General features: G+C 44.7%; 10 protein-coding genes. 9 read left to right on the top strand and 1 reads right to left on the bottom strand.

The window, feature by feature from the left end:
• Positions 1–31 precede the first annotated feature (31 nt).
• Positions 32–787, bottom strand: coding sequence for a hypothetical protein (locus tag BI198_RS11570; protein WP_070049685.1), 756 nt, complete (start codon positions 785–787; stop codon positions 32–34).
• A gap of 368 nt (positions 788–1155) precedes the next feature.
• On the opposite strand from BI198_RS11570, the gene BI198_RS11565 reads away from it, so the two are divergent.
• The 9 genes from BI198_RS11565 to BI198_RS11525 all read left to right on the top strand — a co-directional run bounded on the left by BI198_RS11565 (position 1156) and on the right by BI198_RS11525 (position 15000).
• Entirely contained in the window at positions 1156–3555 is a 2400-nt protein-coding gene (locus BI198_RS11565; RefSeq protein ID WP_201243489.1) for a TonB-dependent receptor, read from the top strand.
• Between the two features lie 34 nt (positions 3556–3589).
• Positions 3590–5764 carry an FAD-dependent oxidoreductase gene (locus tag BI198_RS11560; RefSeq protein WP_070049684.1) on the top strand — a complete coding sequence of 725 codons (2175 nt, stop codon included), beginning with the start codon at positions 3590–3592 and terminating at the stop codon, positions 5762–5764.
• A gap of 70 nt (positions 5765–5834) precedes the next feature.
• Positions 5835–6632, top strand: a complete 798-nt coding sequence (locus BI198_RS11555) for a DUF547 domain-containing protein (RefSeq protein ID WP_070049683.1) — start codon at positions 5835–5837, stop codon at positions 6630–6632.
• Positions 6616–7860 (top strand): ABC transporter substrate-binding protein, encoded by a 1245-nt coding sequence (locus tag BI198_RS11550; protein ID WP_070049682.1) that lies wholly within the window; start codon positions 6616–6618, stop codon positions 7858–7860. The genes BI198_RS11555 and BI198_RS11550 overlap by 17 nt, the downstream gene beginning before the upstream one ends.
• On the top strand, positions 7857–9746 hold the full coding sequence (locus tag BI198_RS11545; RefSeq protein ID WP_070049681.1) for an ABC transporter permease: 1890 nt from the start codon (positions 7857–7859) through the stop codon (positions 9744–9746). Before BI198_RS11550 ends, BI198_RS11545 begins: the two co-directional genes overlap by 4 nt.
• Positions 9747–9772: 26 nt before the next feature.
• Positions 9773–10417: an ATP-binding cassette domain-containing protein gene (locus BI198_RS11540; protein ID WP_070049680.1), complete on the top strand. Its 645-nt coding sequence runs from the start codon at positions 9773–9775 to the stop codon at positions 10415–10417.
• A complete protein-coding gene (locus BI198_RS11535) occupies positions 10411–11037 on the top strand; it encodes a CDP-alcohol phosphatidyltransferase family protein (protein ID WP_070049679.1) in 627 nt (208 codons plus the stop codon). Before BI198_RS11540 ends, BI198_RS11535 begins: the two co-directional genes overlap by 7 nt.
• Positions 11027–11842 (top strand): sterol desaturase family protein, encoded by an 816-nt coding sequence (locus tag BI198_RS11530; RefSeq protein ID WP_201243487.1) that lies wholly within the window; start codon positions 11027–11029, stop codon positions 11840–11842. Before BI198_RS11535 ends, BI198_RS11530 begins: the two co-directional genes overlap by 11 nt.
• A gap of 86 nt (positions 11843–11928) precedes the next feature.
• Complete coding sequence (locus BI198_RS11525; protein ID WP_070049678.1) at positions 11929–15000, top strand: InlB B-repeat-containing protein; 3072 nt, start codon at positions 11929–11931, stop codon at positions 14998–15000.
• The last annotated feature ends 40 nt before the right edge of the window (positions 15001–15040 follow it).

Below are 15040 nucleotides of genomic sequence, written 5' to 3'. Positions count from 1 at the left end.
CGCCATTTTTGTTTATAGATATGCGTTAAGTTTAATGTTTAATACAGCTAAACTCGAATTTACATTCAGCGGCTGATAGGCAATCCGAGGTCTGTGAGCAACTCGAGAAGTTGTCCATGTGATAAGAACGTTGTAAAAAGCGTCGTAATGGGCGCTCGATGCCATCATTGTTATTATATGTCATTTCAAAATTGACGAAGTTTTCAGTTACTATGCCATCGTCTATAAGCACTTCACAGCCATTCTCTGTCGCCATGCAGACTAAAGCATTATCGCTTTGCTTGTTCACTATTTGCACTAAAATAGGTTGAGTAGTGGCTTTTGCCATATCTTGCATTAGTTGTTGGCCATTCTGGCTCTGCTGTATTACCTGTTGGATATTACTGGTAATCGAGACTGTTTCTACATACTCATTACGGGTACTCAAGGCATTATCTTTTGTGTCTTCATTAGCAACTTTGATGTAAAACGAATCATCTAAAACTGCTTCTCTAAAAGCCCATAGGGCATCTTGTACTTTTAAATCCGCATTATTGCATGCACTGGCACAGTTAATGACAAAATCATAATCTACATGCATTAACTCATCATCAACTTTTTGAAAAATAAGTTTAATATCAACTTTGTGCTCAGTGCTCTGTTGATCTAAAAAGTAGAGAGATAGATCAGCATATTTATATTCAGCGCAAATAGGATTATATAACTCATTACTATTAAAGCAGATATTGGCTGAGGCTATAGACGAAACAAACAGGAATACCGCCATGAGTAATAACTTTTTTAACATTGTAATTTCCCTATTCTTAGCCATTATTAAACTATTCTTTTAATTATTTAGCATACCGACTTTAACATCGTTTTGTCGGAGTAAATGACTAGTTTTTAGTCGCGAAATTTAAAGTTGTTAACTATTAGTGCTTGATAGTAACAGCTATTTTTAATTGAACAATCTGTTGTGTAGCTCTTATTTACACAAAAGACTCTCAACGCATATTTATCATATTTTCATCTTTTATTTATCAGAGATTTACTCTCAAAAAGCCGGTTTTGTCAGTTCGTAAGCTTATTTAGTCACTATATTTTAAAAGATTGAAATAATAATCACCGCTATCAGTTCTTTATTAATTAAGCACGTTACTTAATAGGGATATCATCTTGCGTTTATCACGGCAGTCGTTTGTGGCAACGGCATTTATAGCAAATTCATTTATGGTTGCTGTATTACTAGCCAGCATAACTTGGTCTGATGTTGCGGTTGCAGTAGAAATAAAAGCCGAGACTGAGCCAAGCGCGATTGAAACTATTGAGATAAAAGGTGTCACCTTAAAAAAGGATGGCCACTCACCTAAGTATGCCCGCGTTAGTGGCAGCTTTGGCGACGATAAAGCTTTAATAGATATTGCGCGCTCGGTAACAGTGATAACCGAGCAAATGATGCAGCAGTATGCCATTACTTCATTACAAGATATTTTAACCTTAACGCCAAATAGCTATGCGGCGTCAGGTTTTGGTGCGCCAAGCTTACCCAGTTTACGTGGTCAATTGGGCGAGTTATTTGAAAATGGCATGCGGCGTCAAGTGGGCAATAATGGCTTGGGCATTCCCTTATCCTTTAATGCTATTGAGCAAATGGATGTGGTTAAAGGCCCACCGCCGGTAATCTTGGGTAGCACCCAGCGTAACGGTGGTTTTGTTAACTTGGTAAGTAAGAAGGCCTCGTTGCAGCAGGCTAGCCAACAACTTACTTTATCGGCCGGCGAGTGGCAGCAGTATCGTGGCCAAATTGATATTAACCAGCCGTTATTGGATGATGTCGCTGGGGTTAGAGTCAGTGTCGAGCTGATTGATAACGATAGCTTTTACGACTTTAGCCATCACCGCAGTACCAGTGCTTACATTAGCGGTCGCTGGCAGTTAAATGCCGATACCCGCTGGGATCTGAGTGCTGAATATTATCAAGTAGACTTTACTGACATTGCCGGCATTAATAGGCCCACTCAGGCCCTTATTGATTCAGGCCTGTATATAACTGGCCAAGGCCGGCAGCCAAATGGCAGCCAAGTGCCAGGTGCTAATGCCGTTATTTCGCCAACGGGACAAGTGGTTATTCCACGAAATAGAGTGCTAACCGATCCAAACGATATTAATCACGCTAATACTTACTTGTTACACAGTGAGTACCGGCAGCAGCTAAATCAACAGTGGTTATTACGCAATCTAAGCTACTTTCAACATTTAAGCCGTGAGGAAATCGCTGGCAACAGCTTTGTTGAAATTATTGACGGTGCCGATACCTTTGAAAATCGCTTAGAGCTGCAATATCAATGGCAGGGTCAGCAAGAAACAACTTTTGGCGTAAATGTTCGCTACAACAAGGTACTAGGTTATAGTCAGTTTACTACTGAAGCCGATTTGCCGATTGATTTAACAGCATCACTGCAACATCGGCGCATTCCGTTAACCCCAGAGCAGCAAGCTCGTTTAATTCAGATCCGGCCAGACGTATTTGTTTCACCAGGTGGCCAATACGATATTAATAATGACGGTATAGGAGATTATTCCTTGTCGGATACCACTGACTCGACTAGCTGGCAAACCGGACTTTTTGTGCAACATGATAGTCAATGGAGCGATAATTTAAGTACGGTGCTGGGTTTAAGAGTTGATCAGTACGATGTAACGGCTGCCGATCCCATAGCCCCAACAGGCCAAGTTGCTGCCAAAGATAGCCATTCCGATCTGCTATCTAGCGTTATGTTAAGCGTAAATTATAAATTGCAGCCCGATTTAGTGCTCTATGTCAGCGGCAATTACAATGAGGCAACAGCAAATAGTATGGCTGGTGGCACGGTACTGGGCTCGGATAATCACATTAATCCGCTTAATTTTGCGACTGAAAACACCTTAGTCGAAACCGGCATTAAGTATGATCCCGCAGACAGTAATTGGTATGCCGATGCGGCTGTGTTTAATCAGCGCCGTAGCTTGCGTAATCGTGACGGTAGCAATAGCGGTATCCGCACGTCAGGTGTTGAGGCGCAAGTCTATTATGCTGCCGAGCGTTATTGGCTAAATCTGGCTTATAGCTATTTAGATGCCCGTTATGATAACTCCGCCAGTTTTCAAGATAGTCGCCAAGTGGCCGATGCCTTTGATAATTCACGACCCGACATTATAGCCGGCACGGGCATAGGGGCGCCTAATTTTACTGTGTTTGCACCGTCAAATACGCGAGTACAGGGTATACCCTCTAACATGGTGTCACTAAACTTAGGCTATCAGTTTACCGAGCTGTGGCAACTGGGACTCTCAGGTGTTTATACCAAAAGTTATCCGCTAGATTTTTTGGCCACGGTGCTTATTCGCGATCAATATCACCTTAATCTCAACAGTAGTTATCAGCTTAGTCCGCAATTGTTGCTGCGACTGGATGTGTTTAACTTAACCGATCAACAAAATTGGCGACCAGTATTTGAAGGCGGCTATTTTGGCTCAACCTTAGTCTTTCCGGAGCTACCTAGGCACGTCAAATTAACGGCGAGTTATCAATTTTAAACCAGTAGCACAATAGAATTCAACGGGATATATCATGTATAAAAAAGGCTTTATTTTACTGCTGTTATTGGCGCTAGCAGGGAGTTTCTTTTACTTCGACTTGCATCAATTATTAACCTTTACCGGCCTAAAACAAGGGTTAGCAGAATTTAGCCAATGGCGAGATAGTGCGCCTTGGTTAGTCGCGGGCGGTTTCTTTGTGTTTTATGTGCTGGTAACGGCGCTATCGTTACCCGGAGCAGTGATATTAACCTTAGCGGCAGGGGCCTTATTTGGCTTATGGCAAGGCTTGCTGCTGGTGTCGTTTGCCTCCAGCATAGGCGCCACACTGGCATTTTTGGTGGCGCGGTATTTATTACGCAGCACCTTGCAACAAAAGTTTAGTCAGCGCTTAAAAGCTATAGACGACGGCATGGCCCGCGATGGTGCTTTTTATCTGTTTACTTTGCGCTTAGTGCCGCTGTTTCCGTTTTTTGTCATTAATATTTTGATGGGCTTAACGGCCATTAAAGCCCGGACATTTTATTGGGTCAGTCAGCTAGGCATGTTGGCGGGTACTATTGTTTATGTTAATGCCGGTACTCAGCTGGCGCAATTGGAAAGCTTAGCCGGTATTTTATCTTTTCAAATGCTAGTGTCTTTTGCTTTACTGGGTATTTTCCCTTGGTTGGCCAAAGCCATTATCAATAGCATTAATAAGCGTCGTCGCTACGCCCAATGGCAAAAACCAAAACAGTTTGATCGTAACCTTATTGTTATCGGCGCGGGTGCTGCTGGCCTAGTCAGCAGTTATATTGCCGCTGTAGTAAAAGCTAAAGTCACCCTGATTGAAGGCCATAAAATGGGCGGAGATTGCCTGAATTTTGGTTGTGTTCCTAGCAAGGCATTAATCAAAAGCGCTAAGGTGGCGCATATGATGCAGCATGCAGAGGCTTTTGGATTAAAACAACAGGGTTTAAAAAGCGAAGGTTCACAAAGCCTAAACTTCTCGTTTAAACATCTAATGGCCAGAGTGCATAACATTATTGCTGATATAGCACCGCATGACAGTGTAGAACGTTATACCAAGCTAGGGGTCGACGTTGTGCAGGGCTATGCCAAGCTGCTTGACCCTTGGACGGTGCAAATTACCCTAGCTGATGGCCAAGTGCAGAAATTAACAGCGCGCAGCATTATCATTGCTACCGGGGCAAAGCCGTTCGTGCCACCCTTACCGGGGCTAGAGCAGGTCGGTTATGTCACTAGTGATACGTTATGGCAGCAGTTTGCCAACTTAGAGCAGGCGCCGGCAAAGTTGTTAGTATTAGGCGGTGGCCCTATTGGCTGTGAGTTAGCGCAAAGCTTTGCCCGCTTGGGCAGTGCGGTAACCCAAGTGGAAATGGCTGATCGGCTGATGATAAAAGAAGATATTGAAGTCTCGGCTTTTGCTCAAGAGGCGCTAACGGATAGTGGTGTCAAGGTGTTAACCGACCATAAAGCACTGCGCTGTGAACAGCGGGGTGAAGGAAAATTTCTGATTGTTGAACATCAAGGCGCAGAGCTGGCGATAGAGTTTGATCAGCTTATTTGTGCTGTTGGTCGCTCAGCAAGGCTTGAAGGCTATGGCTTAGAGCAACTGGGGATTGAAACCAATCGTACGGTGCAAACCAATCAATATTTAGAAACCTTATTACCGAATATATTTGCCGCCGGCGATGTAGTGGGGCCTTATCAGTTTACTCATGTCGCCGCCCACCAAGCTTGGTATGCTGCTGTAAATGCCTTATTTGGCCAGTTTAAAAAGTTTAAGGTCGATTATCGGGTTATACCTTGGACCACCTTTATTGCTCCTGAAGTAGCTAGAGTCGGCTTAAGTGAGCAAGATGCGATACAGCAAGGTATTAGCTATGAAGTTACGCGGTATGATATTAGCGATTTAGATCGTGCTATCACGGAAGGCGCAGCTGAGGGCTTTGTTAAGGTGCTAACTAAACCGGGTAAAGATAAGATCCTTGGCGTGACTATAGTGGCTGAGCATGCTGGCGATATTATTGCTGAATTTGTGTTAGCGATGAAGTATGACTTAGGTCTGAATAAGATCCTTGGCACTATCCATAGTTATCCTACTTGGGCAGAAGCCAATAAATATGTGGCAGGCGAATGGAAACGCCAGCATGCACCACAGTGGATATTGGCGCTATTAGAAAAGTATCACCAGTGGCGTTTATAAGCTGACATTGAAAAGCCATGCTTAAAGAGCATACGACAAGCTCTTAAGGTAAAGTTAATAAGGTAAGGTTATGTATAAATTTGCTTTAATATTGCTCATATTGGCCAGTTTAACCGGTAATCGAGTGTTAGCATTCGATCATCAAGCCTTTGACCAGTTACTGCATAAGTCAGTAGTTACGGTGGCGACAGGGCACAGTACTGAAGTTAACTACCTGTTGCTGCAACAACAGCGGCAACAGCTAAAAGCCTATTTAGCAAGCTTGTCAGCTGTAGAACGCGCCACTTTTGATAGTTGGCCGCAAGCTGAGCGATTGGCTTTTTTATTAAATGCCTATAATGGCTGGACGTTGGAGCTGGTGCTTAGCCAGTATCCTAAGCTGGAATCGATTAAAGACATTGGCAGCTTTTGGCAATCGCCTTGGAAGAAACGTTTTATCCCGTTGTTTGGTAATACGCTATCGTTAGATCAGATTGAACATGACCTGATCCGTGGTAAACAAGGTTTTGCCGAGCCACGGATCCATTTTGCCGTTAACTGCGCCAGTATAGGCTGTCCGGCACTGCGGGAAGAAGCCTATACTGCCGAACAGCTGGATGCGCAGTTAGAGCAGCAAACCGAACGGTTTTTAGCCGACTCAAGCCGTAATTATTATGCAGATAACACCTTGTATTTGTCGGCTATTTTTAAATGGTACGCTGCAGATTTCCAACAAAACTGGCAGCAAACTAATAGCTTAATGGCTTTTATACTGCGTTACAGTGCGGCTATGGGCTTGACACCACAACAGCAACAGACGTTGCGCGATGGCTCTGTCAGCGTTAAGTACCTTGACTATGATTGGCGATTAAATGCGTATAAACCGTGAGCTAGCAACTTGGTTATTACTCAGTATGATGTGGTTGCCGTTTAACGGCGGGGCCAGCAGTGTTGTCAGTGCTGATAGCGAGGCGGTTATGGCTTGGCCAAGCGTACTGGAACAGGGCCAAGGACAGGATGTCTATTGGCATGCTTGGGGTGGTGATCCGCAGGTTAACCTCTATATCCAGTGGGTGGCTAAGCAAGTGTTGCAGCAATATAATATTCGGTTACATCATGTTAAGTTAGCCGATACATCTGAAGCGGTAAGCCGAATTTTAGCTGAAAAAGCGGCAGGGAATGCACAACAGGGTAGTGTTGATCTTGTTTGGATCAATGGTGAGAACTTTGCCAGCTTGCAACAGCAAAAGCTGTTACAGCCCGACTGGGCAGAAAGCTTACCTAATTTTGTTTTAGTCAATGCCGATGCCAATCCGCAAATGCGCTTAGATTTTGGCTTGCCAACTTTAGGCATGGAAGCACCTTGGGGCCAGTCTCGATTAGTTTTTTATTACAACAGTCGCTATGTCACTGAGCCGCCGCAAGATTTAACTACTTTACTGCAATTTAGCCAACGTCACCCAGGCCGTTTTAGTTATCCACGTCCGCCGGATTTCTTAGGCGTGAGTTTTTTAAAGCAATTATTGCTGGTCCTCAATCAACAAGATCCTAGATTATATCAAGCGGTAACAGCAGAGAGCTTTGCTCAGTTATCAGAACCTGTTTGGCATTATTTAGGCCAACTACACCCGCAACTGTGGCGAAAAGGTCGGCATTTCCCGACAACAGGCAGCGAACTGATGCGCTTAGTCAGTGATGAAGAACTGCAATTGGCCTTTACCTTTGCCCCCGCTAGCGTACCAGCAGCCGTGCAACGCTTTGATTTACCCCCGACAACGCGCAGTTATGCTATGCAAGATGGCAGTTTAAGTAATGTCCATTTTATCGCGATCCCGTTTAATGCCAAGCATAGTAGCGGTGCTAAGCTAGTGGCGAATTATTTACTGTCAGCGCAAGCGCAGTGGCATAAACAGCAATTGGCGGTATGGGGCGATTATACGGTGCTAGATAGCACCACTTTACCCCCTGAGCTAGCACAACAGTGGCAAACAGCACAACCGGATCATCCCGCCGCGTTAGCAGGAACGGAGCAATCGAAAGCATTGGCTGAACCACACCCGAGCTGGAGCCGCGCCTTAGCCGATGCTTGGCTGCATCGTTTTGGTGTCCAGCCATGAGCAAGCAAACTTGGCGTTTTAACAACATAAACTGGTACTTGAACAGCATTAAACTGGCACCTTGGTTGCTGCTAGGCTTGTTAATATTACCGGTTATCGGTGGCTTAGTTGGCGTACTATTACCGGCCTTTGGTTGGTTACCCGCGTTAGGAGGAGAGCAGTTAAACCTGCAGGCTTGGCAGCAGTTGTGGCAACAGCCAGGGCTGTTAGCTATGTTAGGTTTAAGCGCCTTTAGCGGTATAGTAAGTACGCTATTAGCCTTTGCTGCAACGATAGTATTACTGGCGTGCTTTTACGCCAGCAACATGCTTAAGCGGTTGTTACGAGTATTAAGCCCATTATTGGTGATACCGCATGCCAGCGCGGCCATTGCTATCGCTTTTTTATTAACGCCGTCGGGTTTGTTTAGCCGCTTATTCGCTCATGCCGGCATGGGCTGGACTGCACCACCAGACTGGTTATGGCCCAATGACGCTGCTGGTTTAAGCATTGTCTTGGCACTGGCGTTAAAAGAGTTACCTTTTTTATTAGTCATGGCGCTGGCAGCCCTGACCAATACCAATTTACCCGCCCAGTTTCGCTTGGCACAAAGTTTTGGCTATCAGCGAATAACGGCCTTTTTTAAAATTGTACTGCCTCAGCTCTATCCTAAGCTGCGTTTGCCTTTATATGCCGTGCTGGTGTATAGCTGCGCTAATGTTGAAGTTGCGCTTATTTTAGGGCCTTCTGGCCCGCCGACGTTGGCGGTCGCCATAGTGCAATGGTTTAATGATGTCGATTTAGCAAACCGCTTTATGGCCTCGGCTGGCGCTGTACTGCAATTGCTGTTAGTGCTGGTGATTATTGCTGGATTTTGGTTAACCGAGACCGGCATAAGCTGGTTGAGCCACCGCTGGTTAGCCAATGGACGGCGTAGCTATGGCGATAAATATTGGCAGTATACTGGCTGGTTAATCGTTAGCGTTATAACCCTATTCATGCTGCTGGCTATAGCCGGATTACTGCTGTGGTCGGTGGCAGGGTATTGGTCATATCCTGACTTATGGCCACAAAGCATGCAGCTGCAACATTGGCACAGTGCGTTAATGTTTATCCGTTTACCCTTGGCAAATGCTTTGTTGGTGGCGCTGGCTGCCAGTGCGCTAGCCCTAGTGCTAAGTCTGGCCACCCTGGAAGCTGAGCAGTTGCGCCAACGCCAGTTATCTTGGTTTAGCCAAGCGGTAATTTATTTGCCGCTTATTGTACCGGCGGTGGCATTCTTATTTGGTCTGGTTTGGTTGCAAGAGCAACTAGCAATCTCGCCAGGTATGGCAACAGTGATCGCCAGTCATACGGTGTTTGTTCTGCCGTATATGTTTCTGGCATTGGCTGGCAGTTATCGTTATTTAGATCCGCGTTGGGCTAAGGTTGGCGCAGGCTTGGGTCTAAGCCCAGCCGCTGTGTTTTTTAAGCTAAAATTACCTTTGTTGTTTTCCCCCATCATGCTAGCAATAGCGATTGGCTTGGCGGTCAGTTTTGGTCAGTACTTACCGACTTTATTAACCGGAGCTGGACGGGTGCCTACTGTGACCACCGAAGCAGTGGCGTTGGCTAATGGCGGTAGTCGTCGCTTAGTTGCCGTGTACGCTTTATTACAAATACTAATGCCGGCACTAGGCTTTATGTTGGCATATTGGTGCAGTCGCTTGCTGTATCATCCTAAACAAGCTGCTAGTTTTATCGCTAATAGTAAAGTTAATAGTAAAGTTAATAGTAAAGTTAATAGTAAAGTTAATAGTAAAGTTAATAGTAAAGTTAACAGTAAAGCTACCGCTAACATCACGGCTAACACCATGAGTAAAGACAAAGAGAAAAAAAAGAGAGAGCCGAATGAAACTCGTTTTTAAAACTAAGCAACATAACAGTGTAAGTTATGCTGGAAATTAAATCTTTACAGCTAGCCACTCAGCAACAGCCGTTATTAGCGTTAACAGCAACGATTAATGCTGGCGAAATTTTAACCCTGATGGGGCCATCGGGCAGTGGCAAATCTAGCTTATTAAATTGGTTAGCCGGTTTGTTGGCGCCAGAATTTAACGCTAGCGGGCAATTGTGGCTCAATGGCCAAAATATCACTGACTTTGCCGCCCATCAGCGCAAAATGGGCTTGCTACTGCAAGATCCGTTATTATTTCCGCATTTAACGGTGGCGGCTAATATTAGCTTTGCTATGCCTAGGCGCTTTAAAGCCGCTGAGCGGGCAGAGCGCATACAGCAGGCATTGCAAAGCGTTGGGTTAGCCAACATGGCTGATAGGCATCCGCAAAGTTTATCGGGTGGTCAGCAAGCGAGAGTGGCGCTATTACGGCTGATGCAGTCCGAGCCTAAAGCGCTGTTGCTGGATGAGCCCTTTTCTAAACTCGATAGCACTTTGCGCCAAGAAGTACGAGAATTAGTGTTTGCTTATATTCGCCAAGCGGCAATCCCAGCCGTATTAGTCACCCATGATGCGGCCGATATTCCGGCTTTAGGTCATGTAGTTAAATTAACTGATTTTAAGGCGGAGCAACCATGTTAGATGTCTACATAACACCGTTAATTAAACCGTTATTAATACCTATAGTGAAGCAGTTATCACGCTGGCAGTTAACACCTAATCAGCTTACTGTGGTTGGTTTTGCAATAGGTATGTTAGCGTTACCGCTACTGGCTTTTGAATACTATTATGCGGCATTAGTTATGATTATATTAAATCGCATTCTCGATGGCCTTGATGGTGCGCTGGCGCGATGGCAAAACAGCAGCTCGGCAGCAGGAGGGTATTTAGATATTAGTTTAGACTTTTTATTTTATGCCGCCGTACCATTAGGTTTTGCCTTGGCTAATCCTGAACAAAACGCCTTAGCGGCTGCGGTATTATTAGCTAGCTTTATTGGCACTGCCTCTAGCTTTTTAGCTTTTGCTATTCCTGCCGAACGTTATCAATTAACCCGCCCGCAATTTGCGCATAAAAGTTTTTATTATTTGCATGGCTTAACCGAAGGCAGCGAAACTATATTGTTATTTATCGCTTTTTGTCTTTGGCCCCAACATTTTGTGATATTAGCCTTAGTGTTTGCTGCCGCAGCCTGTATTACTATTATAACTCGAGTAATAGGCGGCTTTAACACCCTAAAACAATTTGACCATGTTGAATAACAGTATGCTGGAACATGAGTCTTTATATCGCTTAGGTGTATTTGTCGGCGTGATGCTGCTGATGATGGCGTGGGAAGCTATAGCACCGGCGCGAACTGATCCGGTAGGCCGGCCACGCCGTTGGCGGACTAATTTATTAATGCTGCTGTCGGGCTCAGTATTATTGCGCTTACTCGCACCCATAAGTTTAGTGGCAATAGCAGGTTGGGCTCAGCAGCACGATATAGGTGCTTTGTACTTAATCGACTTATCCTTTTCGGTTAAGGTGCTGTTGGCGATTGTGATGTTCGATATGATTATTTATTGGCAACATCGGCTATTTCATCAAATACCGTGGCTATGGCGCTTGCATCAAATTCATCATGCCGATCCGCATATTGATAGCACTAGTGGCCTGCGTTTTCACCCACTAGAGATTTTACTCAGTTATGGCGTAAAACTAGTCGCAGTGCTGCTACTAGGAGCACCCGCGCTGGCCATAATGCTATTTGAGATTATTCTTAATGCCAGTGCTATCTTTAACCACAGCAATATTCGCTTACCGGCCCGAATTGAATGGCCGCTTAGGCAAATTATCGTCACCCAGCAAATGCACCGCATTCACCACAGCCAACGGCCAGAAGAAACCAATAGTAACTACAGTTTTAATTTAACGGTGTGGGATAAACTATTTGGCAGCTATCGCAAAACCGCGACTAAAACGGATCAAGAATTAGATATCGGCTTAGTGCAATACCAAAAACCAGAGCAAAATAGCGGCTTAGGCTACTTGCTCAGTTTACCGTTTCGGCGTCAGAAACCCTAACTGTTACACAGCGTTACAAAACTCTGACTTTGCAGTGTTGTAATTAGATATCATATTACAATGTTCATACTATATTCAGAGTTGTTATGATTAAAAAAATTATTAAAAGTTGTTGGTTATTGCTAATACTTGTGGTTGCTGGCTTATCTGCTTTAGTGCACGCTGCTGATTTAGAGGATTTTTTTTGGGAGGCGTCGAGTTACTTACCCAGCGCTGAAAATGTCACATATACTTTTCAATACAAAACTATTACTGCTTTAAATTCAAGTGATCGAGTTTTTTATGGGAAAATATCTTTTGCACCAGTTTGGAATCCAACAGATGCTTCAATATCAGTTACTGTAGACGGAGTTCCAAAAGATGTTACATCTTCTAGGCTTACTGTTGGTGAAGCTTCAATCTCTATCGGCGCAGTTCCGGCCAATTCACTCGTTAAAGTTATCTTGTCAAATGTTAAAAATGGTCGCAATGCTGGTACTACCGCTTGGAGTAGAGTAGGGTCGACTTATAGTTCTAGCGGGAGTATTGATAGTGCGAATAATCCAGCTGCATTGGTTTTAAAATTTCCAAAACATATCGTTAATGCAATAGCAGGTGATAATGGAAGCATTTCTCCGCCCTCAAAAGAAGTTAGCCAAGGTTCCACTACAAACTTCACTGTAACACCCAACCTAGGCTATGCTATTGATACTGTAACGGGTTGCGATGGCTCACTAACTGAGATAAACACTTATACTACTGGCGCAATAAGTAATGCCTGTACCGTTGACGCTACCTTTAAAATAAATAGCTATACACTTACTTTTGATCTAGCTGGTGGCTCAGGGGTTGAAGAGATTACGGCTAATTATGGTAGCGCCATTACCGCACCAGCGAACCCAACCCGTACCGGCTATAGCTTCGCCGGTTGGAGCCCAGCGGTGCCAACGACCATGCCAGCGGAAAATACTACTGTGATCGCACAGTGGACAGCGAACAGCTATACCTTAAGCTTTGATAGCGCCGGTGGATCAGAAGTTAAGGCGATTAATGCCAAGTTTGCTAGTGCCATTACTGCCCCAGCTGCGCCAACACGGGAAGGTTATGCCTTTGCTGGTTGGAGCCCAGCGATACCAACAGCCATGCCAGCGAACAACCTAACGCTTACGGCAAACTGGACCACCAATAGTTATACCTTAAGCTTTGACAGTGCCGGCGGTTCGGAAGTTGCTGCGATTAATGCCAAGTTTGCCAGTGTCATTACCGCCCCAGCTGCGCCAACACGAGAAGGTTATGCCTTTGCCGGTTGGAGCCCCGAATTACCAATCATAATGCCTGCAACTGATGTTACCGTAACGGCTCAATGGCAGCAGAAAAGCTACACAGTAACGGCAACCTTAACTGGGAATGGCGCTATTCTCCCAGCGACTCAGCAAATTGATCACGGTAACACCGCAGTGTTTGCCCTGACTGTGCTTGAGTTAGATACCATAGTAAATATTGACGGCAGTTGTGGTGCCGCCCGTTCAGGAGATAATATTATTACTGCTGCGATTACCGCAGAGTGTGATGTGCAGGTAAGCACTTATCCAACTAGTGCAGTGTACGGAGAGCTAAACACGCCAGTTAGCACGGGTAGCATGATTGAATTTAGTATTAATGGTGGTGCAGGTGACAAGGAACTAGCCAGTGCGAGCATAATACGAGCGAATATTGAAACCGAATTAGAGTTAGAGGCTGCGCTTGCTTTACTGAGCAAGGATGACAATGCTCAGTACCAGTTTACGGCCAAGCGCACCGGACACTATATCCTGATGTTCCGTGATGTGATTTCAGGTGAAAATATTCCTGTAGAGATAACCATTGCACCTTACCTAGCCTTTGCCAGCAGCGCGCAGCCGGTAAATACAGACAGCACTGCCAATGTGAAATTATGGTTAAGTGATGAGCCAGCCTACTATCCAGTAACGGCTAAGCTGACCTCACAAGGTGCAGAGAGCAAAAAGGTCAGTTTATTAGTGACTGATTACAGACAGTATGTCTATTCAGTTGCCGTAAACGCCGATACCGAGTTTGTGTTAGATGAGGTAGAAGGGGCACTTAACGGTACGCCAAAACGGCATCAGTTGCAGTTACAAAAAACGCCTATTGCACTTGCCGTAAAAGCAATAGCCACCCAGCAGGGGTATGAAACGGTGGTGATTAACCAAGAGGGAGGGGATGTGACATTATCTGCACTGGTACTAAATGCTGATAATGTTAATTATAGCTGGAGCAGTGAGAGTTTAGATATTAGTGCAGATGGCTATCAGTTGACATTTAACCCTGCAAGTGTATCTACCGGTGTACATAAAGTATTGGTAAATGTTAGCGAAGCTAATGGTCAGCAAGGTCAATATTTATTAACCTTACAAATTATAAGTCACTGTATTGAAAATAATTGTTACAGCAAAAACGGTTTACCTTCATCGGTATTAGCCAGTGAGCAACCACAGCGCTTACCTGTATGCCCAGTGGGTGATAGTCTTCGGGTTGAGCAATGTCAGTTAGCAGAGCAAGGCGGTTATATTGCTAGCAGCGAATTGTATCAACTTACACTGGGTGAGTGGTCAATGGCAGAGTCTTGGGACAATATGCAATTTGGTGCAGCATTAGGTAAAGCATTAGCTGAAGACGCAGGTTACACGCATCAGGGTGTGATGGTTAACTTTAATATTACTGAGTTAAGTGTACCAGGCGAGTCTGTGCCGGTTGTTATTAGCTTACCCGTTGGCCAACAAATTATGTCGGACGCAGTATGGCGCAAATATGTAAATGGCCGCTGGCAGAACTTTGTGGTTAATGCTAGCAATATCATTGAAAGTGCAGCAACGGATGCCAATAAGCAGTGTCCAGCAGTATCGTCAGATGTGTGGCAGTCAGGGTTGACAGCAGGCCATGCTTGTATTCGTTTAACTCTTCAAGATGGTGGACCTAACGATAATGATGTTAAGACGAATGGTGTTATTCAAGATCCTGGTGTATTAGCGGTGGTAAATGCCACTAAACCGCTGCCGCCAGAAACACCAGATGAAGTGAAGCCACGCTCTAGTGGCTCAATAGGTACTCTGTTTATAGTATTTATGAGTTTAGTGTTGGTATGGCGTTGCCGAGTACTGGTAAGTAAACGCCTGAAATAATTGTTATAGGATCTCTTTATATCTACCCTATACTGCATAA

The sequence above is a fragment of the Rheinheimera salexigens genome (assembly GCF_001752395.1).
GTDB classification, from domain to species: Bacteria; Pseudomonadota; Gammaproteobacteria; order Enterobacterales; family Alteromonadaceae; genus Alishewanella; species Alishewanella salexigens.
The sequence above is the reverse complement of the archived record's forward strand: the minus strand, read 5'-3'. Positions and strand labels throughout refer to the sequence as shown.

Excerpts from the sequence above, each read along its gene's own strand:
- BI198_RS11530 (WP_201243487.1), top strand. The coding sequence starts at position 11,027 with ATGTTGAATAACAGTATGCTGGAACATGAGTCTTTATATCGCTTAGGT.
- BI198_RS11555 (WP_070049683.1), top strand. The coding sequence starts at position 5,835 with ATGTATAAATTTGCTTTAATATTGCTCATATTGGCCAGTTTAACCGGT.
- BI198_RS11550 (WP_070049682.1), top strand. The coding sequence starts at position 6,616 with ATGCGTATAAACCGTGAGCTAGCAACTTGGTTATTACTCAGTATGATG.
- BI198_RS11545 (WP_070049681.1), top strand. The coding sequence starts at position 7,857 with ATGAGCAAGCAAACTTGGCGTTTTAACAACATAAACTGGTACTTGAAC.
- BI198_RS11560 (WP_070049684.1), top strand. The coding sequence starts at position 3,590 with ATGTATAAAAAAGGCTTTATTTTACTGCTGTTATTGGCGCTAGCAGGG.
- BI198_RS11535 (WP_070049679.1), top strand. The coding sequence starts at position 10,411 with ATGTTAGATGTCTACATAACACCGTTAATTAAACCGTTATTAATACCT.
- BI198_RS11570 (WP_070049685.1), bottom strand. The coding sequence starts at position 787 with ATGTTAAAAAAGTTATTACTCATGGCGGTATTCCTGTTTGTTTCGTCT.
- BI198_RS11540 (WP_070049680.1), top strand. The coding sequence starts at position 9,773 with ATGCTGGAAATTAAATCTTTACAGCTAGCCACTCAGCAACAGCCGTTA.
- BI198_RS11525 (WP_070049678.1), top strand. The coding sequence starts at position 11,929 with ATGATTAAAAAAATTATTAAAAGTTGTTGGTTATTGCTAATACTTGTG.